The 20,581-nt window shown below is 39.8% G+C and carries 23 protein-coding genes, 1 tRNA gene and 1 riboswitch; of the genes, 5 read left to right on the plus strand and 19 right to left on the minus strand.

Translation table 11 applies throughout. The features are described from left to right. Positions 1-69: 69 nt before the first annotated feature. From HMPREF9184_RS06260 to HMPREF9184_RS06325, 14 genes are all read right to left on the minus strand, one after another. Positions 70-696: an SAP domain-containing protein gene (locus tag HMPREF9184_RS06260; RefSeq protein WP_000573129.1), complete on the minus strand. Its 627-nt coding sequence runs from the start codon at positions 694-696 to the stop codon at positions 70-72. 150 nt (positions 697-846) lie between these two features. Beyond that, the gene (locus HMPREF9184_RS06265; RefSeq protein WP_000134970.1) at positions 847-1,584 is read right to left on the minus strand and encodes a CPBP family intramembrane glutamic endopeptidase; all 738 of its coding nucleotides are present in this window, start codon (positions 1,582-1,584) and stop codon (positions 847-849) included. A gap of 178 nt (positions 1,585-1,762) precedes the next feature. After that, a complete protein-coding gene (locus HMPREF9184_RS06270) occupies positions 1,763-2,371 on the minus strand; it encodes a Type 1 glutamine amidotransferase-like domain-containing protein (RefSeq protein WP_000662940.1) in 609 nt (202 codons plus the stop codon). A gap of 57 nt (positions 2,372-2,428) precedes the next feature. After that, on the minus strand, positions 2,429-2,857 hold the full coding sequence (gene aac(6') / locus HMPREF9184_RS06275) for an aminoglycoside 6'-N-acetyltransferase (RefSeq protein ID WP_000348728.1): 429 nt from the start codon (positions 2,855-2,857) through the stop codon (positions 2,429-2,431). Between the two features lie 310 nt (positions 2,858-3,167). Beyond that, positions 3,168-4,526 carry a 23S rRNA (uracil(1939)-C(5))-methyltransferase RlmD gene (gene rlmD / locus HMPREF9184_RS06280; RefSeq protein WP_000914604.1) on the minus strand — a complete coding sequence of 453 codons (1,359 nt, stop codon included), beginning with the start codon at positions 4,524-4,526 and terminating at the stop codon, positions 3,168-3,170. Between the two features lie 78 nt (positions 4,527-4,604). Continuing rightward, positions 4,605-5,579 carry a DUF1002 domain-containing protein gene (locus tag HMPREF9184_RS06285; RefSeq protein WP_001227372.1) on the minus strand — a complete coding sequence of 325 codons (975 nt, stop codon included), beginning with the start codon at positions 5,577-5,579 and terminating at the stop codon, positions 4,605-4,607. 86 nt (positions 5,580-5,665) lie between these two features. Then, on the minus strand, positions 5,666-6,268 hold the full coding sequence (locus tag HMPREF9184_RS06290) for a lysozyme family protein (RefSeq protein ID WP_009444288.1): 603 nt from the start codon (positions 6,266-6,268) through the stop codon (positions 5,666-5,668). Then, positions 6,268-7,242: a nucleoid-associated protein gene (locus HMPREF9184_RS06295; RefSeq protein ID WP_000356107.1), complete on the minus strand. Its 975-nt coding sequence runs from the start codon at positions 7,240-7,242 to the stop codon at positions 6,268-6,270. Before HMPREF9184_RS06295 ends, HMPREF9184_RS06290 begins: the two co-directional genes overlap by 1 nt. Before the next feature lie 7 nt (positions 7,243-7,249). Further along, positions 7,250-8,506: a serine hydroxymethyltransferase gene (glyA, locus tag HMPREF9184_RS06300; protein ID WP_000575497.1), complete on the minus strand. Its 1,257-nt coding sequence runs from the start codon at positions 8,504-8,506 to the stop codon at positions 7,250-7,252. A 50-nt stretch (positions 8,507-8,556) separates the two neighbouring features. After that, positions 8,557-8,988 carry a GNAT family N-acetyltransferase gene (locus HMPREF9184_RS06305; RefSeq protein ID WP_000942946.1) on the minus strand — a complete coding sequence of 144 codons (432 nt, stop codon included), beginning with the start codon at positions 8,986-8,988 and terminating at the stop codon, positions 8,557-8,559. Position 8,989: 1 nt separating this feature from the next. Beyond that, positions 8,990-9,592, minus strand: a complete 603-nt coding sequence (locus HMPREF9184_RS06310) for an L-threonylcarbamoyladenylate synthase (protein WP_000969290.1) — start codon at positions 9,590-9,592, stop codon at positions 8,990-8,992. Next, on the minus strand, positions 9,576-10,412 hold the full coding sequence (gene prmC / locus HMPREF9184_RS06315) for a peptide chain release factor N(5)-glutamine methyltransferase (RefSeq protein WP_000761880.1): 837 nt from the start codon (positions 10,410-10,412) through the stop codon (positions 9,576-9,578). Before prmC ends, HMPREF9184_RS06310 begins: the two co-directional genes overlap by 17 nt. Next, the gene (gene prfA / locus HMPREF9184_RS06320) at positions 10,412-11,491 is read right to left on the minus strand and encodes a peptide chain release factor 1 (protein ID WP_001028810.1); all 1,080 of its coding nucleotides are present in this window, start codon (positions 11,489-11,491) and stop codon (positions 10,412-10,414) included. The genes prmC and prfA overlap by 1 nt, the downstream gene beginning before the upstream one ends. Continuing rightward, the gene (locus HMPREF9184_RS06325) at positions 11,488-12,078 is read right to left on the minus strand and encodes a thymidine kinase (RefSeq protein ID WP_000068118.1); all 591 of its coding nucleotides are present in this window, start codon (positions 12,076-12,078) and stop codon (positions 11,488-11,490) included. Before HMPREF9184_RS06325 ends, prfA begins: the two co-directional genes overlap by 4 nt. Before the next feature lie 122 nt (positions 12,079-12,200). Between HMPREF9184_RS06325 and HMPREF9184_RS06330 the strand changes: the two genes are divergently transcribed. After that, entirely contained in the window at positions 12,201-12,383 is a 183-nt protein-coding gene (locus tag HMPREF9184_RS06330) for a 4-oxalocrotonate tautomerase (protein ID WP_001117401.1), read from the plus strand. Positions 12,384-12,519: 136 nt separating this feature from the next. Continuing rightward, on the plus strand, positions 12,520-13,893 hold the full coding sequence (mnmE, locus tag HMPREF9184_RS06335) for a tRNA uridine-5-carboxymethylaminomethyl(34) synthesis GTPase MnmE (RefSeq protein ID WP_000632749.1): 1,374 nt from the start codon (positions 12,520-12,522) through the stop codon (positions 13,891-13,893). A 38-nt stretch (positions 13,894-13,931) separates the two neighbouring features. Here the strand turns inward: mnmE and dapA are convergent, their stop codons facing one another. The 4 genes from dapA to HMPREF9184_RS06355 form a co-directional block, all read right to left on the minus strand. After that, the gene (dapA, locus tag HMPREF9184_RS06340) at positions 13,932-14,867 is read right to left on the minus strand and encodes a 4-hydroxy-tetrahydrodipicolinate synthase (RefSeq protein ID WP_000121612.1); all 936 of its coding nucleotides are present in this window, start codon (positions 14,865-14,867) and stop codon (positions 13,932-13,934) included. A 51-nt stretch (positions 14,868-14,918) separates the two neighbouring features. Beyond that, positions 14,919-15,995, minus strand: a complete 1,077-nt coding sequence (locus tag HMPREF9184_RS06345; RefSeq protein ID WP_000542488.1) for an aspartate-semialdehyde dehydrogenase — start codon at positions 15,993-15,995, stop codon at positions 14,919-14,921. A 357-nt stretch (positions 15,996-16,352) separates the two neighbouring features. Beyond that, a tRNA-Thr gene (locus HMPREF9184_RS06350) sits at positions 16,353-16,425 on the minus strand. Positions 16,426-16,530: 105 nt separating this feature from the next. Then, the gene (locus HMPREF9184_RS06355; protein WP_000737306.1) at positions 16,531-17,040 is read right to left on the minus strand and encodes a QueT transporter family protein; all 510 of its coding nucleotides are present in this window, start codon (positions 17,038-17,040) and stop codon (positions 16,531-16,533) included. Further along, a riboswitch (PreQ1 riboswitch) is annotated at positions 17,038-17,134 on the minus strand. It overlaps the preceding gene by 3 nt. A 28-nt stretch (positions 17,135-17,162) precedes the next feature. Between HMPREF9184_RS06355 and HMPREF9184_RS06360 the strand changes: the two genes are divergently transcribed. Next, positions 17,163-17,594: a GtrA family protein gene (locus tag HMPREF9184_RS06360; RefSeq protein ID WP_000795756.1), complete on the plus strand. Its 432-nt coding sequence runs from the start codon at positions 17,163-17,165 to the stop codon at positions 17,592-17,594. An 84-nt stretch (positions 17,595-17,678) separates the two neighbouring features. Continuing rightward, positions 17,679-18,059 carry a large conductance mechanosensitive channel protein MscL gene (gene mscL / locus HMPREF9184_RS06365; RefSeq protein ID WP_000910209.1) on the plus strand — a complete coding sequence of 127 codons (381 nt, stop codon included), beginning with the start codon at positions 17,679-17,681 and terminating at the stop codon, positions 18,057-18,059. Between the two features lie 40 nt (positions 18,060-18,099). Here the strand turns inward: mscL and hemH are convergent, their stop codons facing one another. Further along, on the minus strand, positions 18,100-19,194 hold the full coding sequence (hemH, locus tag HMPREF9184_RS06370; protein ID WP_000709268.1) for a ferrochelatase: 1,095 nt from the start codon (positions 19,192-19,194) through the stop codon (positions 18,100-18,102). A 153-nt stretch (positions 19,195-19,347) separates the two neighbouring features. Between hemH and pepT the strand changes: the two genes are divergently transcribed. Further along, the gene (gene pepT / locus HMPREF9184_RS06375) at positions 19,348-20,571 is read left to right on the plus strand and encodes a peptidase T (protein ID WP_000222021.1); all 1,224 of its coding nucleotides are present in this window, start codon (positions 19,348-19,350) and stop codon (positions 20,569-20,571) included. Positions 20,572-20,581: the final 10 nt, after the last annotated feature.

Raw genomic sequence — 20,581 nt, forward strand, 5'->3', positions numbered from 1 at the left:
ACTTAGATACTGCTTTAATTCAGCTAAGTCAACAGCAACCAAATCAAAAATATCAAAATGAGGTCACTTCTATTGAACTACCTTACCATACTCTTTTATTTTATCAGCGTATTCGGTCAAAAGATTCTTTGAATAAATTTTTTCATTTTTTGAATTTCTGACTTCTTTCCAAAGAATAGAAGCAACTTTTAACTTGTTTGAGTAGTTACGACTGTTTTCGTCTGCACAGAAATCCTTTAAAAATTGATTCCATTGACAAACCGAATGGTCATACTTGGCATAATCTGAATCTCCATAATAAACTTTTAGCATATCTTGAATTGTAAATCTCAAATCATTTTCTCTTTTTACTTTTCTCCAAGCAGTTGCCATATCAGCAGTAAATTTAAAGGGCGAAACACCTGTTAAAATTGAGAAATATTCTCTAAAGTGTGCATTAAAGGAGAATCCACATTCAAGTAAGGGCGTATCTAAGGTAATGACTTCTACTCGTTTCTTCTTGCTTTTTATTAATGATTTTTTAATCAAATTCCCCTTGAAGTACTGCTCAATAATATCATTGAGTTCCTGTTTTGTACCTCTATATTCAAGTCCTAATGACCTGCATATCTGTGAAAGTTCATCCCGATACCAATAGTATTTATTAAATTCATCAAAGGATACGACTTTATTGAACTCAGGTCTGCTTTCTATCAATATAACACCTCCTTAAAAACAGTTTAGGTTTTCATTTCTAAATAATGGAGTTTTAGTTTCTTTATTCTGAGGATTAGCTACGTTTCTCTAATAAATTTACACACTCCACGTGTGGTAATATTCTTCTTTTATACTAATCTAAAGTTAAAATTACTTTTCCTTACTAATTCTATTACTCGCCAATATAGTATAAGTCAAATAACCAATAAAAATGATAATAAAAATAAGATTAATTTTTAACACAAAATAGAGATTTAACAAATTTGCGAACGCATGAAATAATATACAGTATCCCACAGATTTCGTTTGACGGTAAAGAACTCCTAAAACAAAACTTAAAAATAATGTATATATAAAAAATAAAATAAAAGGAAATTCTTGATGACTTTCTCCAACTATAAACCATAAAGGTAGATGCCATATTCCCCAAATTGATCCTACAATCAAATTAGATTGCCAATAAGTATATTTTTTATCAAGTAATGGTTGTAATATTCCTCTCCATCCTAATTCTTCGTGACCGCCACCAAAAAAAATTAATTGAATAAAGAATAGTGGCATCAGATAAATGGATACTCCGTTTAATTCTAAGGAAGATACAGAGAATAGTATCAAAATTGCTAACAAATGAATAATGAAATAAATTCTACTATTTTCTTTCTTACTAAATACAAAATGTTTAAATTTTATATTATTCCTTTTCAAATAAAAGCCACTTGCAATAGCTGGTCCAAGTGCACCTACTATATGCAATGTTCTTCCTATAATCGTTTCTAATCCAAAAATATGAGATTGCGTAAAGATGGCCAGAATCCCCCAAGCTATATAAGTAATTCCAAATGTACAATAAAGATAATTTTTTAAATTCTTTTTGTCAATTTCTGTCATTTTATCTTCCTTATTTTGATTATTTTATATGTAATATTTGTTACTACTTCTTAGTTGTTCTCGATTATAACTACCTATATTCTATCATAAAAACACAAAAAAGCCTTACAATCAAGGCTTTTCATTATTCATTTCGTCAATACTTTAGTTTCGTAGATTCAGATTCGCATGATTAAAACTAGTCAATTTTCTCTATGATATTTCCAAGTTTATCCAATACAAGACATGAATGATCATTTAGTGGAATTATGGGAACATTAACGAGTTCTTCAGCTCTATTCTTATTAGCTTTATCATTCCATGAATCATAATGGACACTAATTAAAAACTGACTAAAGAGTCCTAATCCATTTTTTATCTTTATCTGATGATCTGAATTATCATTAGGTGAGATATAGACTTTCTCTCCTAATAATAAGGCTCCTGCAGAAAATCCTATAACTTTCGCCCCTTTTTTCAGCATAAGCTCGATATAATTTTTGAACTCCTGATTGACATAAGTAGCTATATATTTTTCCGTATTTCCACCACCGATGATAATTAGATCAACATCTAGATAGCTATCAAAATCAATCTGCTCAGTGTCCAGGAGCAAGTAATCAACGTTTAGATTAGGAAAATGACTTTGAAAAACTTCCGTGTACTTTTTCATGTACGGTTCCCAATTTTCTCGAAAAACTGTAAAAATGATAATTCTTTTAATCTTGCTTGATAATACTATTTTATCAACAATGCTATATTTCATTATTGGTGGATTCCCACCCATCAAAAAAATTTGTTCTTTCAAGTTATCACACTTTCTAAAGATACATAAAGTTTAAACATGTTTATTCATGTTTAGAAATTATAATTTTTTCTTAAAATGAATAATTCTATTTGCCTCCTGAAATCCAATATTAAGATGAAATCTTATAGAATCCGTATTCGTTAAAGTACAGTCACTTGCAAATTCCTTACATCCTTTATTTTTCGCCCATTCCTCACATTTTGTACAGAGATTTTTAGCAATATCCTTTAAACGATATTCCTCATCGACAATAATCCCTTCTAAGAATCCAACAGGGCTATATTTACAACCTTCAACATAATCAAATCTGAGTGAACATAGTGCTAGACCTACAATTGTGTCACCTTCAACTTCAGTAAAGATTGCAGTATTTTTGCCATTCGTATTTTTTTTTACTTCATCAATAGCTTCTTTATCGGTCAATTGGGGCCATAATTGTTTCATTAGTTTAGCCGTTTTTATAGAATCTTTTGTTATTCCATCCATATTGATGTTCCTCCGCAAATTACAAGCAAATGTTTCGAATCATGCTGTTACTTTGTTACTCATTGATTGATACCAATACCATCCCCTTCGACTTTTTGACTGTCTCAGATCGGAAGAGCAGAGCCACGCACTCAGCGGTTCGGACTTACCGTATCATTTCGTCGGTTTCCCTCCTCATTCTACGAGTCCTATCCCATGGGCGGGGAGCATCTACTTCTACTTCACCGATGAATCAGCTCGTACAAGCAGTGATACGGCCTTAACATGATGCGTCTGCGGGACTCAAAAGGTTTGGGAAACCTTTTGAGGATTAACTACGTTTCTCTAACAAGCTTACACACTCAACATGATGCGTCTGCGGAAAAAGATCCACTGGCTGTACTTTCTTCAACTCATACCCCAACTCTTGATAGAGTTTGATATCACGCGCCATGGTTGCGACATTGCAGGAGATATAGGCAATACGGTCTGCTCCTGTTTGGGCGCTAGCTTTGATAAAGCTCTCAGTGAGGCCTTTTCTTGGTGGATCTACTAGGATAAGACTTGGTTGAATACCTTCTTTAAGCCAATTCTTCATAGCATTTTCAGCCGTGTCGCAGACATAGTGGGCGTTTGAAATATTGTTTAGCTGAGCATTTTTTTCGCTATTTTCAACCGCTTCTGGAATGACTTCAACACCATAGACTTCCTTGACATGTTTCGCAACAGAGAGTCCAATCGTCCCGATACCAGAATAGGCATCAATGACCACATCATCTGATTTTAATTCTGAAAAGTCAATGGCTGTTTGATAGAGTTTTTCAGCCATGATTGTATTGACCTGATAGAAGGCAGGTCCTGAAATTTGGAAGTCATTTCCCAACATTTGGTCGGTAATGTAATCTTGACCATAAAGTGTGTGCCATTCTTTCCCAAAAATCGCATTGGTATTCTGGTCGTTGATATTTTGCATGACAGAGACAATCTCCGGGAACTGCTTGATTAGTTGTTCAATCAATTGGTCAACACGGAAAACTTTCGGACGAGTGGTTACCAAAATGACCATGATTTGTCCTGAATAGTGCCCGCGACGCACAACGAGGTTGCGAATCAAGCCAGACTGTTCCTTTTCGTCATAAGGTTTCAAATCATAACGACGGAGTAAGTCACGTAGCGCTACTACTACATCATCAATCACTGGATCCTGGATAAAGAAGTCTTCGAGAGGCATGAGATCATGCGAATTCTTACGGAAAAAGCCAGTTTCCAAGACACCATTGACACGACGAACAGGCACCTGCGCCTTATTTCGATACTTGACTGGATTTTCCATACCCAGCATTTTAGTAACTTCTACATCCCTAATGCCAGCAATCTTGTAGAGACTATCCTTGACTTGCTTGGTTTTAAACTTGAGCTGTTCTGGATAGGCAAGATGCCCCAAGTCAGCGATACCTGAACGTAGATAAGCTAGGTCAAGGTCTTGATTACGATGAGGTGACTGAACAAGGTATTCTTCAACTTTCCCAAAGCCAATCTTTTTATTGACCTTAAGGACACGCATGAGGATTTTCTCAGTTGGTAGAGCATTTTCTACAAAGAAAACCAAACCATCTACCTTGGCAACTCCCGCCCCTTCATGGGTCAAATCAACAATTTCAACTTCTACAATATCATTTTTCTTTAACATAATATTCTTCACTTTCTATCGGCCAACAAAAAAAAGACGGCAACATTTCTGTTACCATCTATTATATCATGAAATGACCTAAGCACCAAAACTCTTGAAGAAATTGACAATGGCTTGCCAAAGGGAACTAAAGAAGTTGCCCCCCTCTTCTAGCGCTTTATTAGCATCAAAGTTGAGGTTGATATTTTTAAAACTATCTCCAGCTTGGGAAACGATGCTTTCCTTGAGATCATTTAGGGTTTTAGTGAAATCAGCATTGTTCAAAATGTCACTCTTTGAGAGGTTGAGGGCAAAATTGATGATGATATTGACCTGGTTTCCTGTTATAACCTGATCAAGTTTGTAGTTTTTTAGGATATCTTCAACGATTTTGCGGACATCTTCTTCTGTCAGACTTCCTTTGGCTTCTTTTGCCTTTGCGATTCCTGCCTTGATATCTGTCATAGCCGCATTGAGTTTATTGGCATCGTAACCTGACTTGTCCTTGTTTTCAGCATTGATATCGGACAAGGCTTTTAGTTCTTCTTGAGCCAAGTCTTTATTGGCTTGCGGTACTTTAGCACCATTGGCCTCTAACGAGTAGTAAATCCCTGCCAACGCACTCTCACCCGTAACTGGAATGGGAGCTGCAACTGTGATTTTGGCATGCTCCACTCCCAGCGTCACTGCTGCGTTACGGTACATATCCTGCGTCACTTTGGTGATATTTTCAGGCGTTTCAATCTTGACCTCTAGAGGCGACTTATCACCCAGCTTTTGAATCTTGGCTGACGAATAGAGCTGTAGGCTAGCATCATTAGCCACATTCATGATTTTTGAGTAGATATCAGGCGTCATGGTTTTGATATCTTTGGTGTCTTTTGATGCATCATAGCCAAGTTTGCTAAGCGTTTGATTTTTCTGGTCTTCAGATAGAGAAGAACCTAGGACATATTCAGGTTGTACATAGGTTTCATCGATTACTTTTTGAACATCGGTTGCTGCGTGGACGCTCGTCATAGCTGTTGCTGCCCACAGAATTGCAGCGCTTGTTAGAAAGAATTTCTTTCTCATAGGGTATTCCCTCCTTTACCTTTCTAGGGTAATAAAACAATCTTAAAGAAAGCTTATAGTGAAAAACACCTGGCAAAACCAGATGCTTAAAAGAAATTAAAGAATTTCATGATATAGAGGTTAAAGCGAACCTGTCTCGAGTAGTAATAATTTCCACCATTTTCATAAAGTTCTGCTCCGTGGAAGATAGAAATCGGGTTGATATAGGTATAGGTTTTCCCAGTGGTATTTCCAAGAATGGGAGCGACGGTTTCACGAGAATATTGTTTGGCCAAGGCGAGAGTGTTTTCCTTGCCATTTTGAGCGATAAAATCAATATAAGCGGGGCCAAAATTATAGGCTTGCACGGCTGTCCAGACATCAACGCCCTTTTCCTGAGCTAGATAAAGGTTCTCTGTTAGAGTTTGAATCCCTTGTCGAATACTAGAGGCATTGTCATTGATAGTATTTGTAGTGCCGCTAGCAGACTCGCTAGACTGCATGACATCGCCTTCTTTTCCTTTAGTTTCGGTATAAATCATGGCGAGCACAAGCTCTTCATTGGCTGGAGTGTCTCTTTCACTGAGGACTTCTCGAACCATGGGTTGGTAGGTCATGACTTGCTTCACATCTTGGTGTATATGATAGACTTTATAGACAGCGAAAAGGAAGACTGCTAGCATTAGCACTCTTCGTAGTAATTTAAACATTATTTACTTTGAATATCCTCGATATTTTTGATTAAAATAGAATAGGTTCCATTATCATTTTGGATAAACTCAACAGACTCCGCATCTTGGTAAACATTATTTGGAACGATGAGTTCGATTCCGTTTGACAAGGAAAGTTTTTGGTTTTCAAATTTCTTGAGCTGACGACTGGCATCAATTTCATCAAACTGAACTGGTTCAGGTACAGCTTCCTTGACTTGATCGATAAAACTTAGACGAGCTGTCAGGTTGTTGTCAAAAAGGTCATTAGCCAATTTCTCAGGCGACAATTCATTGCTTTCTTCTAAATTATTGAAAATCGCTGATTTGACCTTGGATTGAAACTGAAAATCATCTGTGTTAAAGGACTCTGCAATTCTCTGGGCTGTTTTTTCCAATTCCTTGATGGATTTCTTGGGAGAAATCTTAGGAGCGACAGCGAGAAGATTTTCTGAAAAGTAGTTCAAAAAAGTCCCATTATACTTGATTCGTTTTTCAATCAGGTGATACTTGCGACTTTGAAGATTAATCACCAAAGCCTCATCCGCTCCCGTTCCAAAACCTGGCAGATTATTCTGAGTTAGCTTGATTGGATTATCAACTTCTCCCCCAAGGTGGGTCAAGGTTTCCCGTAGGGCGATTCGTAAGAAAGCGAAATGCTCTACACCTTCTTTAGAAAACTGAACAAAAACCAAGTCATTGGTCTTGAGATTTTCAGAAATACTGAACTCCTCTTTCCAGAGATTAGCCAGCGTTACTGATGTCTCCAACAGATCGTCTGTGATATGATTGAAGAAGGGATTTTCTTCCTCGAAAATCCCAGTCTTGGCTTCATCTGAATACACACGTTCAATTTTTTTACGCAGGTATTCTTCGATTTTTGGAGTGATATTGAGAAACTTATCCGCTAGAAACAACTCAGTATCATCTGGGCTGAACTGATGGATAATGGCTTTCTTAATATAAATGTCCATAAAAGTATTAGTCCTCGTATAATGGGAAGGCATCTGTCAATTCTTTGACTGCGCTTCTCACTTCTTCTAAGACAGCTTCATTTTCTGCATTCTTAAGGGTTTTAATGATGAGTTCAGCAACTTTACGACTTTCTTCTTCACCAAATCCACGTGCAGTGATGGCTGCAGATCCGATACGAATACCGCTTGTCTTGAATGGTGACAAGGTTTCGTATGGGATTGAGTTTTTATTTAGGGTAATATTAACCTCATCCAACAAGTTTTGAGCAACTTTTCCATTTTCAACAACCTTAGTCACATCAACGAGGAAAAGGTGGTTTTCAGTCCCACCTGAAATGATACGGAAATCAGGATCTTGCAAGAAGACTTCAACCATAGCCTTGCTGTTTTTGATAACATTAGCAGCATATTCCTTGAAGGCTGGGTCCAAAACTTCTTTGAAGGAAACAGCCTTAGCAGCCACAACATGCTCCAAAGGACCACCTTGAATACCAGGGAAAATAGCTGAGTTAATTTTCTTAGCTAGATCCTCATCATTGGTCAAAATCAAGCCACCACGTGGTCCACGAAGGGTTTTATGGGTCGTTGTTGTGGTGATATGAGCGTATGGTACTGGGCTTGGGTGAAGACCAGCTGCAACCAAACCAGCGATATGGGCCATATCGACCATGAGCTTAGCACCAACAGCATCAGCGATTTCACGGAATTTTGAGAAGTCGATAATTTGAGAATAGGCTGAAGCACCAGCTACGATCAATTTTGGTTTTACTTCTTGGGCTTGTTTCAAGATCGCATCAAAGTCCAAGAGTTCTGTTTCAGGATCTACACTATAAGAAACAAAGTTGTAGGTTTGGCCAGAGAAGCTGACAGGAGCTCCGTGGGTCAAGTGTCCACCTGCTGCCAAATCCATTCCCATAACGGTATCACCTGGCTCAATCAAGGCCATGTAAGCCGCACAGTTAGCTTGACTTCCTGAGTGAGGTTGAACATTGGCAAATTTAGCACCGAAAATTTCTTTCGCGCGTTCAATAGCAAGAGTCTCTACTACGTCTACTACATCAGTTCCACCATAATAACGGCGTCCTGGGTAACCCTCGGCATATTTGTTGGTCAAGATAGACCCTTGAGCAGCCATAACAGCCTTGGAAACCACGTTTTCCGAAGCAATCAACTCAATGTTGTTTTGTTGGCGTTCTTCTTCTTTGGCAATAGCATTCCAGAGATCAGCATCGTATGCTTTAAAATCATCTTTGTCAAAAATCATAGGTCTTCTCCTTTTATAGTGTGACTGGTCCTTTAGTTTAAGAAAATAAACTAAAAGATGCGAATAAACCGTTTCTGCACTTTATCACAAGTATAACCAACTTTTTCATAAAATGCATGAGCTCCCAGACGATGATCAGCAGAGTTTAAGCGGATAAACCCATAACCACGTCTTTTTGCCTCTTCTTCCAACCCTTGCATTAAGCTTTTACCAATACCTTGCCCTTGTACTTGAGGTGAAACTGCCAAAGCTAAGATATTAAATCCTGCTTTGGAATAAAGGGACTCATAGACCTCAGCATGGACATATCCAAGTAGGACATGACTGGCTTCATCCTCATAGCCAAGAAGGAAATGATGTGAATCCTGAGATAGTCTAGCTAGTTGACTAGCTGTGTCCTCTGTACTAAAAGTATAGCCCAAAGTCTCTTGGTTAATCTCACATATAGCTTTCACATCTGTTTCTTGCAAATCTCTTAGCATCTCATTTCTCCTCAAAAGGAATCTCTGGCAACTGAGCAAGAATGTTTTCTCGCTTGATCGCCCCTTGGCGTAAGATTTTCACCTTGTCTCCAGACAGATCCAAAATAGTAGAATCCTGTCCAGTTAGAAAAGCATCGTCTTTCAGACCTAAAACCACTTGGTCAAAATCTTCTAGAATTTGCTGAAAGGTTACTCCACTTGCTTGACCAGAAATATTGGCAGACGGCCCAATCAAGGGACCTGTCTCTCGAATCAAATCTAGTGTGATAGGGTGACTAGGCATCCGAAATCCAACAGTTGCAAGACCAGAATTGACCCAATAGGGCACTCTGTCATTTGCTTCAAGGATAAGGGTCAAGGGACCTGGTAAAAAGGTCTCCACAAGCTTTTTTAGATAAGTTGGCTGATTCTTAGAAAAGTGCAAGATGTCCTCTAGAGAGGCGACATTGAGGTTAAGCGCCTTGTCTCTAGGACGACGCTTGAGCTGGTAAACATGGTCAACCGCTTTTTCGTCTAGAGCTTTGGCAAAGAGACCATAAACTGTCTCAGTAGGTAAGACAACTGCCCCACTCTTTTCTAACTCTTGTCTAATCCTGTCCATCATCAACTACAACCATCCTATCTTGACCAAACTGGTCCTTGAGTGTTCGAACTCGTTTTTCAGGAAGATGTTTCCTAAAAAGATCGGAAACACTTTGACCTTGCTTGTATCCAATTTCAAGGTAAATCTTACCACCATCTTTGAGATATTCCTTTGCATCTTCCGCAATTCTGCGGTAAATAGCTAGGCCATCCTCATCCGCAAAGAGAGCTAGATGAGGTTCTGAATGCAAAACATTCAAACCAACCTCTGACTCATCTTTACGAGAGATATAGGGTGGATTGGATACAATTATATCATATTTTTCAGAAATTTCTGTAAAACAATCGGATTTTTTTAAAAATATCTGGATATTCTGAACTTTAGCGTTTTCAGTTGCCAAATCTAGTGCATCCTGTGAAATATCAACTGCTGTCACTGACCAGTCTGGACGATTCTTTGCTAAAGAAAGGGCAATGGCACCACTTCCCGTACCGATATCGAGTACTGAAAGATTCGTCTCAGGATTTTCTGCCAAGATAAGTTCCACTAACTCCTCTGTCTCTGGACGAGGAATCAAAACCCGCTCATCAACTGTTAACTGCATACCAAAGAAGTCTGCATGACCGATGATGTACTGGGCAGGTTTATGAGCTGCTAACTGCAGGTAAATTTCTTTTACAAATTCCTTTTCTTCCGCTGTTACCTCTTGCTGGAGGGCAAAGACAAAGTCTGTAAAGGATTGATTTTTCAGGCTACGATAGACAAAAGAGAGGCTTTCAGCTTCCTCTCCTTGTCTTATCAACTCTTCTTCAAAATCTGAAAATAATTGAGCTAATTTCATTATTTGTTTAATTCTTCTAATTTCTGTGTTTGGTCATAAAGAACCAAGGCATCCACAACTTCATCCAATTTACCAGACAAAATGGTATCTAGTTTTTGGAGAGTCAAGCCAATACGGTGGTCTGTGACACGGTTTTGTGGGAAATTATAAGTGCGAATCCGTTCTGAACGGTCACCAGTACCGATTGTTGACTTACGCTCAGCGTCTTGCTCGTCTTGTGCAATCTGAGCAAAGTGGTCAGCAACACGCGCACGAATGATTTTCATGGCCTTCTCACGGTTTTTCTGCTGGGTACGTTCTTCCTGCATTTCAACCTTGATATTGGTTGGCAAGTGAACGATACGAACGGCTGTCGCAACCTTATTGACGTTCTGTCCACCAGCACCAGATGCGTGATAGATGTCAACACGAAGGTCTTTTGGATCAATATCGTACTCTACTTCTTCGACTTCAGGCATAACAAGAACTGTCGCTGTAGAGGTATGAACACGACCTTGGCTTTCTGTCACAGGGACCCGTTGCACACGATGGGCACCTGATTCATACTTAAGTTTGGAGTAAACGGATTGACCAGAAACCATGGCAACCACTTCTTTGAAACCACCGACACCGTTCATAGAAGCTTCCATGACTTCGAAGCGCCAGCCTTGTGCTTCAGCATACTTTTGGTACATGGTTAGAAGGTCTCCAGCGAAAAGCGCCGCTTCGTCACCACCTGCTGCTCCACGGATTTCTAAGATGATGTTCTTATCATCATTTGGATCTTTTGGAAGGAGCAAGATTTTTAGTTTCTCTTCGTATTCTTCTTTTTCGGCCTTAGCATCTTTGAGTTCCTGCTTGGCCATTTCTTCCAAGTCCGCATCTCCGCCAGATTCTTTAATCATCTCTTCGGCATCGATGATGTTTTGAAGGACCTGTTTGTATTCACGGTAGGCTGTTACGGTATCACGAGTAGAAGCCTCTTCTTTTGAAAGCTCCATGAAACGCTTGGTATCAGATACCACATCAGGGTCACTCAGCAATTCTCCTAATTCTTCATAACGGTCTTCTACAGCTTGTAGTTGATCATAGATGTTCATTTTTCTTCATTCTCCTTATTGATTTCAGGGGCAAAATAATGTTTACGGCAGACTGAGATATAAGTTTCATTTCCACCGATCTGAATTTGTTCGCCATCATAGACTGGCACGCCATCTTGAGTTCTCAACACCATAGTCGCCTTTTTCTTACAGTACTGACAGATGGTCTTGATTTCGTCAATCTTATCTGCTAAAAGCAAGAGATATTTGGAACCTTCGAACAATTCATTGCGAAAGTCATTCTTCAAACCAAAAGCCATGACAGGTATGTCTAACTCATCAACAACACGAGCTAGGTCGTAAACATGGTGACGCTTGAGAAACTGGGCTTCGTCGACCAAAACACAGTAAGGTTTTTCAGCTAAGTCTCGGATAAAGCCAAAGATATCCGTCGTTTCCTCAATCGCAATGGCTGGTCGTTTCATGCCAATCCGACTAGATACATAGCCAACACCGTCACGCGTATCCAGAGCAGAAGTCATAATCACAACTCCTTTTCCTTGCTCCTCGTAGTTATAGGCCACTTTTAAAATCTCAATCGTCTTACCAGAGTTCATGGTCCCATAACGATAATACAACTGTGCCATGCTTCTATTTCACGTCCATTTCTAAATTTTTGCTACATTCTAGTATATCATATTTTCCGACAGCTTTAAACGGCAAAATGTGGTAAAATAGAAGAAATACAAAACTAGTGGAGGAAGCTATTATGCCATTTGTACGCATCGATTTATTTGAAGGACGCACGCTCGAGCAAAAGAAAGCTCTTGCTAAGGAAGTAACGGAAGCTGTTGTTCGTAATACTGGAGCACCTCAATCAGCCGTTCATGTCATTATCAACGACATGCCAGAAGGAACTTACTTCCCTCAGGGTGAAATGCGCACCAAATAAGCTAGCTTAAGCAGATTTGCTTAGGCTTTTTCAATCCCCAAGTAGCCTCCATTGAAGAAATAGTTTAAATTTGTTACAATTTGAAAAGAAACTTGGAAATATTACCAAGAAATGAGCTATTAAATAAGGAAATATTATGATTACACGTGAATTTGATACCATCGCTGCAATTTCTACTCCTCTTGGAGAAGGGGCCATTGGGATTGTCCGCCTAAGTGGAACAGATAGTTTTGCTATTGCGCAAAAGATTTTTAAAGGTAAAGACTTAAGTCAGGTTGCTAGCCACACGCTGAACTACGGACACATTGTTGATCCTCTAACTGGTAAGGTTATGGACGAGGTTATGGTTGGAGCTATGAAGTCTCCAAAGACCTTCACTCGTGAGGATATTATTGAGATTAACACTCATGGTGGGATTGCGGTGACTAACGAAATTCTCCAGCTAGCTATCCGTGAAGGAGCTCGGTTGGCAGAACCTGGAGAATTTACCAAGCGCGCCTTCCTAAATGGACGTGTGGATTTGACGCAGGCTGAGGCGGTGATGGATATCATCCGTGCCAAGACAGATAAAGCCATGAACATTGCCGTCAAACAATTGGACGGTTCTCTTTCTGATCTCATTAACAATACTCGGCAAGAAATCCTCAATACACTTGCGCAAGTCGAGGTCAATATTGACTATCCTGAGTATGATGATGTTGAGGAAGCTACTACAGCCGTAGTCCGAGAAAAGACTATGGAGTTTGAACAATTGCTAACCAATCTCCTTAGGACAGCCCGCCGCGGTAAAATCCTTCGTGAGGGAATTTCTACTGCTATCATCGGACGCCCCAACGTTGGGAAATCCAGCCTCCTCAATAACCTCTTGCGTGAGGACAAGGCCATCGTAACTGACATCGCTGGCACCACCCGTGATGTCATCGAAGAATACGTCAACATTAACGGGGTTCCTCTCAAATTGATTGATACAGCTGGCATTCGTGACACGGAAGATATCGTGGAACAAATAGGTGTTGAACGCTCTAAAAAAGCCCTTAAGGAAGCTGACTTGGTTCTACTAGTGCTAAATGCCAGTGAGCCACTGACCGCCCAAGATCGTCAACTTCTTGAAATCAGTCAGGACACTAATCGCATTATTCTACTTAATAAAACAGACCTACCTGAAGCGATTGAAACTTCCGAACTTCCAGATGATGTCATCCGTATTTCAGTCCTTAAAAACCAAAACATTGATAAAATTGAAGAACGCATTAACGACCTCTTCTTTGAAAATGCTGGCTTGGTCGAGCAAGATGCTACTTACTTGTCTAATGCCCGTCACATTTCCTTGATTGAAAAGGCAGTCGAAAGCCTACAAGCTGTAAACGAAGGCTTGGAACTAGGTATGCCAGTTGATTTGCTTCAAGTTGATTTGACTCGTACTTGGGAGATCCTTGGAGAAATCACTGGTGATGCTGCTCCAGATGAACTCATCACCCAACTCTTTAGTCAATTCTGTTTAGGAAAATAAGAAATCCATGATCGTTTCGGTCATGGATTTTATATTTATTAATAATCTGGTCGTAAGACACCTGTAACAGTTGCCTTTGTTGCTTCGTAGTCACCATCTACGACAACCTTGATAATGCGTTTGGCATCTTCCTCTGGTGCTGGAACAAGAGGTAAACGAGTTGGGCCAGCTGCAAATCCCATATAGTTAAGAACTGCCTTAACTGGTGCAGGACTTGGATAAGAGAAGAGGGCATTGACCTTAGGAATGAATTTGCGCTGAATTGCTGCAGCTTTCTTCATGTCGCTTTCTGCAATGGCAGTAAACATCTCATACATCTCATCTCCATTTGTATGAGATGCAACAGAAATAACCCCGTCAGCACCAAGGTTCATGGCATGGAAGGCATCACCATCTTCACCAGTATAAATCAAAAATTCCTCTGGCTTATGCTCAATCAAGTAAGCCATATTTGCCAAACTGGTACATTCTTTAACACCGATGATATTAGGATGGTCAGCCAAGCGAAGCATGGTCTCAGGAGTCAATTCGACAACCACACGCCCCGGAATGTTATAAATGATAATTGGCAAATCTGAGGCATCAGCAATAGCCTTAAAGTGCTGATACATCCCTTCTTGAGAAGGTTTGTTGTAGTAAGGAACAATAGCAAGCCCAGCAGCAAAACCACCAAATTCTGCCACTTCTTTGACAAACTCGATAGAGTCTCGCGTATCATTGGTACCCACACCCGCAATCAAAGGAACCCGTCCATTGAGCACTTTTTGTACAGCCGCAAAGAGCTCCAACTCTTCATCGTGAGTCAAAGTCGGACTTTCAGCTGTAGTTCCAGCCAGCAAAATACCATCTGTATGGTGGGCCAACAAATGCTCAATTAAGGCTGGAATGGCATCAAAGTTGATAGAACCATCTTCATGGAAAGGGGTGATGAAGGCAGTGATAATTTTACACTCTTTTAGATCTTGGTAGGACATGAGAAACACCTCTCTATTTCAAAGAAGGAGTTCATTCGAACTCCTAAACCATTATTTTAATTCAAATTTCAGCTCAGCTGTTGGACGGACCAAACCACGCTCATGAAGCGTTTCTGCGATCTGTACAGAGTTCCAAGCAGCACCTTTGAGAAGGTTATCTGAAACAACCCACATGTGAATTCCTTTTTCGGCATCCAAATCCTTACGGATACGACCAACAAAAGTATCACGTGAACCTACTGCATTGATAGCTTGCGGATAGATTTGATGAGCCACATCATCCTCCAGAACTGCACCTGGGAAGGCTGTGATAGCTTCTTTCACTTCTTCGATTGGAGCCACTTCTTTTGTTTCGATATAAACAGACTCAGAGTGAGCTGACAAGACTGGGATACGCACACAGGTTGCAGATACTGCAATGCTGTCATCTTCCATGATTTTCTTAGTTTCCTTGGTCATCTTCATCTCTTCGTAAGTGTAATCATTGTCAGTGAAGACATCGATTTGTGGAAGTGCATTGAAGGCGATAGGATAGTGTTTTTTGTCACCACCTGAAGGCAAGATTTCCGCATGCAAATCACGTGGATTTACACCATCATTCAAGACTTCACGAAGTTCACGTTGTGTTTCAAGAATCGCTCCCATACCAGCACCTGAGACCGCTTGGTAAGTTGAAACGATGATACGGTCCAAGCCCCATTTTTGACGAACAGGTTCAAGGGCCACCATCATTTGGATTGTTGAACAGTTCGGGCAGGCAATGATTCCGTTGTGGGCATCAAGTGCGTGAGCATTGACCTCTGGAACAACCAATGGCACATCTGGATTTTGGCGGAAATAAGATGTATTATCCACTACTACCGCACCAGCTTTAACGGCGTACGGTGCATACTTAGCAGATGTCGAACCTCCTGCTGAAAAGAGAGCAATATCAACACCCTCAAAAGCTGTCTCAGTTGTTTCCTCAATCGTAATATCTTGATCTTTAAATTTCAAAGTCTTACCTGCTGAACGTGCAGAAGCAAGGTAACGAATTTTATCAATAGGAAGTGTTGATTCTTCCAACATTTTTATCATCTGAGCTCCGACAGCACCTGTCGCGCCGACTACAGCAACTGTATATCCCATAAATAACCTCTTTCGGAATTTTCTAAAAATTTCTATAATAGAAGTATTATACTACTTTTTCTAAAAATTGAAAAGTATTTTGGGTTCTATTTTCTGAAAATAAAAAAATCCCTAGCCATTGACTAGGGACTAAGAGGCATCTTCATGTGATGAGCAGGTTCACACAACTCATCAAGGTCCGCTCCTGCGTTATGACCTCCTTATGCTCAATAGTAGTCCTAAGACTACCTATCGACTCATCGCACCTACTATTCTACTAAAGAGAGTCACTTTTGTCAACAGCCAAAACTCTTTGGCTTCATTTACACAGGTCTATAAGAAAAACCTTGGGAAACCAAGGTTTTTCTGCCTATATCATGCTAATTGCCGGGATTGAACCGGCGACCTCATCCTTACCATGGATGCGCTCTGCCAACTGAGCTAAATCAGCTTACCTAAAAAGTATACTATAGTTCTATGTTCTTGTCAAGCGCTCTCTTTTAATTTTATGGAATGAAAAAAGCTAGATTTAGCAAGAATCTAGCTTATACACTTCTTATTTTGTGAGGTCGATTCTCTGCCCTAGTTTATTGATCAAAATCGCACCTACGATAAGTGATGCAAACTCTCCAATTCCTGTAGAGAACCATGTGAAGAAGAATGGAGCCTCTGCAACGATATGAAGTTCTGCTGCAATGGTAATCATTGAAATAGAGAATAGGATTGAAAAGAAGAAATGATCTTTTCGAATCAAACCATTGAACAAATAGTCTTTCTTGTACTTGCTAAAGAGCCATACACCCAGACTAAGGAAAACTAGGGTAGATCCCCCTCCGACAAAGACATCTATCAGACCAAAGCTAAAGAAATTAGCAATCATACAACCAATCGTCACACCGATGATATATTTAGGATTGTAGAAGGCCAAAAAATTCATCATCTCAGAAATACGGAACTGGTAAGCACCGTAGCTAATGGCATTCAGCGGTGGGGTAATGGTCAAAACCACATAGATAGCAGCAACGATAGCAATATCTGCCATATCACGAACAGTTAATTTTTTCATGTTTTCTCCTTTAGCGGTTTCCCGCGTAAAATATGCTTGGTGAAAGAAGCTAAGCACCAAGGGTTGATTGAATCAACCTTACCAGTATAGCACAATAGCCAGCTTTATGCTATACTAAAATCATGAAAAATCAAATAAAAGCTTTCTTTGATAATGAAATCCTATCCTACTTATTTTTCGGTGGTGCTACTACTCTAGTATCTATCTTATCACGTTTGGTTATCTACCATATCAGCCGCCAGGAAATCCTAGCAACCGCACTCGCAAATATTATCAGTATTCTTTTTGCCTTTATCACAAATGACACCATCGTCTTTAAGCAAAAGAGAAGGAATTGGCCAATTCGCCTAGTTAAATTTTTCTTAGCACGTCTTTCTACACTTGGTCTTGACGTTCTTTTAACTTATATCTTCGTTACATCTTATCCCGATATTATTGGGCAGTTTGTCAACGATCAACTAGATCAGGTCAATGCCATCGAAACGCTAATTGCTCAGGTTTTGATTATCATTCTTAACTATATTTTTAGTAAAGTATACGTTTTTTATAAATGAAATAGGTATCAGTAAGCATTAAGGTTGCAATATTTAGGTATTTCAGGTACAATTAAGATTAGTTTTTGAAAGGATTTTATGAAAATGTTAAAAGATCTTAAAGAATTTTTGCTTCGTGGTAATGTCGTTGACCTCGCTGTCGGTGTGATCATTGCCTCTGCTTTTGGTGCTATCGTTACTTCACTTGTAAATGATATCATCACTCCACTTATCTTGAATCCAGCCTTGAAAGCAGCAAATGTTGAGCGTATCGCTGAACTTTCATGGAATGGTGTTGGATATGGTAGCTTCTTGAGCGCTGTCATCAACTTTTTAGTGATTGGTACTGTTCTTTTCTTCGTTATCAAAGCTGTTGAAAAAGCGCAAAACCTTACTAAGAAAGAAGAGCCAGCTGAAGATACACCTGCTGCTCCAACTGAACTAGAAGTTCTTCAAGAAATCAAAGCCCTTCTTGAGAAAAAATAAGACAAAAAAGGATCTAGCTTCATGCTAAATCCTTTTTTCTTTAGTCTTTCGGCAACTTACCTGCCTTTTCTAGCATTTTTTTAATTAAGTAAGGCATCTTCACATTTTCACGGCCTTTTTTCTCAATCAGTTTTTTAACAAATTCTGGCATTTGAAGATCGTCTGTTTCCTCCATAATATCCTTAGTGGTTGCTGAAGGAGCTAATTCGTCAAAGGTTTCTTCTTCTGGGAGAAATTCCTTAAATTCTTTTTGTTCATTGGCCCTTACAGTAGCAACTAAAGCGTCAATTAAACGGTAATCTGTATTTGGCATAGGTGGTCGATGGTAGGTTACACCTAATTCTTGACATAATTCATAACATTCTACATCGTTGTCAAACAAGACTTCAATGTGCTCACTGATAAAGCTAATTGGTACAAAAATATAATGCTCTGGATGTTGCTTTTGTTCTCGCAAATATTCTAAGACATCTGGCTTGATCCAAGGGATTCCAATATCGCTCTCGCTCTGCCAAGTATTGGTATACTGATCTGCTGTTAGACTGAGTTGCTCTGCTATCAGTTTGCTATTATCGAAAATCTGGTCGATATAAGGATCTCCAAAGTCCAAGGCAAAAATTGGAACACTGTGGGCTGAGAAGATCACCTTAAAGGACTCTTCTCCCACATCGTTCCGTAAAATTTTGCTAATCTCATCTGTCCAAAAGTCCAGCAAAGACTGTTGCTGATACCAGTCCTTAATGACTAAAAATCGGATTTGCTGGCTTTCCAGAAACTTCTCATACCCCATAACCGAGTAGAAGGAATAATGGGGTTCTAAAATCAAACAAATACACTCTTCAACGCCATCAGCCTCCATCTGCTTGATCACATCAGGAATAAAGGGGCGAGAAAATTTGTTGGCAAAGTAGATGCCATACTCTTCTCCTAACCGTTCCTTGACTAGACTGACCTCCTCACGTGTAATCCGCTGTAAGGGCGTTCCACCTATAAGGACGTAGTTGTCATAGAGAGTCTGAATCTCGTGATCTTTGGGTCTAACTCCACGACGAATGTTGGTAAAAAAATCCGCCACACTCTCAAAGGTGATCTCTTCTGGCGAACCGAATGTCATCATTAAAATTGCTTTTTTCATTGATATGTCCTTGTGATATTTTTTTCAATTACCATTGTACCATGAAATATATAATAAATAAACGCTTTCATTCATTTTATTTTTATTTACTCCTCTTTGTTTTTCTCCCCATTCTATGATACAATGAAAAAAATGATTATTAAAGGAGTTTTTATGACTTATCCCAACCTTTTAGATCGTTTCTTGACTTACGTTAAGGTCAATACGCGTTCTGATGAACACTCTACTACTACTCCAAGTACGCAAAGCCAGGTAGATTTTGCGACCAATGTTCTTATTCCTGAAATGAAACGTGTTGGTCTGCAAAATGTTTACTACCTCCCAAATGGTTTCGCCATTGGTACCTTACCAGCTAACGATCCAAATCTCACTCGCAAAATTGGCTTCATCTCCCACATGGATACTGCTGATTTTAATGCTGAAGGGGTGAAGCCGCAAGTTATCGAAAACTATGATGGTGAAGCCATCGACTTAGGTACTTCCGGTTTCAAACTCGATCCTGCTGACTTCAAGAATCTTGAAAAATATCATGGTCAAACGCTTATCACAACTGACGGCACGACCTTACTAGGTGCTGATGACAAATCAGGTATTGCTGAGATTATGACCGCTATCGAGTACTTAAATGCTCATCCTGAAATCAAACACTGCGAAATCCGTGTCGGTTTTGGACCAGATGAAGAAATCGGTGTCGGTGCTAATCAGTTTGATGCAGAAGATTTTGATGTTGACTTTGCCTACACTGTTGACGGAGGACCACTAGGGGAACTACAGTACGAGACTTTCTCAGCAGCTGCTGCTGAGCTCCATTTCCAAGGGCGTAATGTCCACCCTGGTACTGCCAAAGGACAGATGGTCAACGCCCTTCAGCTGGCGATTGATTTTCATAATCAACTTCCTGAGAATGACCGACCAGAGCTGACAGATGGTTATCAAGGTTTCTATCATCTCATGGATGTGTCAGGTAGTGTCGAGGAGGCGCGTGCAAGCTATATCATTCGAGACTTTGAAAAAGATGCCTTTAAAGCTCGTAAGGAAACCATGCAAGACATCGCTGACAAGATGAATCAAGAGCTTGGAAATAATCGAGTAACCTTGACTCTGACAGACCAGTACTACAATATGAAAGAAGTCATCGAGAAAGACATGACACCTGTTACCATTGCCAAAGCCGTTATGGAAGATCTTGGAATCACCCCAATCATTGAACCGATTCGCGGAGGGACTGATGGATCTAAGATTTCCTTTATGGGTATTCCAACTCCAAATATCTTTGCTGGGGGTGAAAACATGCACGGCCGTTTTGAATACGTTAGCCTTCAGACCATGGAGCGCGCAGTGGATACCATCATTGGTATTGTATCTTATAAAGACTAAAAAAAGACGA

The sequence above is a fragment of the Streptococcus sp. oral taxon 058 str. F0407 genome, from assembly GCF_000235485.1.
Classification (GTDB): domain Bacteria; phylum Bacillota; class Bacilli; order Lactobacillales; family Streptococcaceae; genus Streptococcus.

Bases quoted from the DNA above. Each gene is read 5' to 3' on its own strand.
- HMPREF9184_RS06265 (WP_000134970.1), bottom strand. From the start codon at position 1,584: ATGACAGAAATTGACAAAAAGAATTTAAAAAATTATCTTTATTGTACA.
- rlmD (WP_000914604.1), bottom strand. From the start codon at position 4,526: ATGTTAAAGAAAAATGATATTGTAGAAGTTGAAATTGTTGATTTGACC.
- HMPREF9184_RS06285 (WP_001227372.1), bottom strand. From the start codon at position 5,579: ATGAGAAAGAAATTCTTTCTAACAAGCGCTGCAATTCTGTGGGCAGCA.
- HMPREF9184_RS06290 (WP_009444288.1), bottom strand. From the start codon at position 6,268: ATGTTTAAATTACTACGAAGAGTGCTAATGCTAGCAGTCTTCCTTTTC.
- HMPREF9184_RS06295 (WP_000356107.1), bottom strand. From the start codon at position 7,242: ATGGACATTTATATTAAGAAAGCCATTATCCATCAGTTCAGCCCAGAT.
- glyA (WP_000575497.1), bottom strand. From the start codon at position 8,506: ATGATTTTTGACAAAGATGATTTTAAAGCATACGATGCTGATCTCTGG.
- HMPREF9184_RS06305 (WP_000942946.1), bottom strand. From the start codon at position 8,988: ATGCTAAGAGATTTGCAAGAAACAGATGTGAAAGCTATATGTGAGATT.
- HMPREF9184_RS06310 (WP_000969290.1), bottom strand. From the start codon at position 9,592: ATGATGGACAGGATTAGACAAGAGTTAGAAAAGAGTGGGGCAGTTGTC.
- prmC (WP_000761880.1), bottom strand. From the start codon at position 10,412: ATGAAATTAGCTCAATTATTTTCAGATTTTGAAGAAGAGTTGATAAGA.
- prfA (WP_001028810.1), bottom strand. From the start codon at position 11,491: ATGAACATCTATGATCAACTACAAGCTGTAGAAGACCGTTATGAAGAA.
- HMPREF9184_RS06325 (WP_000068118.1), bottom strand. From the start codon at position 12,078: ATGGCACAGTTGTATTATCGTTATGGGACCATGAACTCTGGTAAGACG.
- HMPREF9184_RS06330 (WP_001117401.1), top strand. From the start codon at position 12,201: ATGCCATTTGTACGCATCGATTTATTTGAAGGACGCACGCTCGAGCAA.
- mnmE (WP_000632749.1), top strand. From the start codon at position 12,520: ATGATTACACGTGAATTTGATACCATCGCTGCAATTTCTACTCCTCTT.
- dapA (WP_000121612.1), bottom strand. From the start codon at position 14,867: ATGTCCTACCAAGATCTAAAAGAGTGTAAAATTATCACTGCCTTCATC.
- HMPREF9184_RS06345 (WP_000542488.1), bottom strand. From the start codon at position 15,995: ATGGGATATACAGTTGCTGTAGTCGGCGCGACAGGTGCTGTCGGAGCT.
- HMPREF9184_RS06355 (WP_000737306.1), bottom strand. From the start codon at position 17,040: ATGAAAAAATTAACTGTTCGTGATATGGCAGATATTGCTATCGTTGCT.
- HMPREF9184_RS06360 (WP_000795756.1), top strand. From the start codon at position 17,163: ATGAAAAATCAAATAAAAGCTTTCTTTGATAATGAAATCCTATCCTAC.
- mscL (WP_000910209.1), top strand. From the start codon at position 17,679: ATGTTAAAAGATCTTAAAGAATTTTTGCTTCGTGGTAATGTCGTTGAC.
- hemH (WP_000709268.1), bottom strand. From the start codon at position 19,194: ATGAAAAAAGCAATTTTAATGATGACATTCGGTTCGCCAGAAGAGATC.
- pepT (WP_000222021.1), top strand. From the start codon at position 19,348: ATGACTTATCCCAACCTTTTAGATCGTTTCTTGACTTACGTTAAGGTC.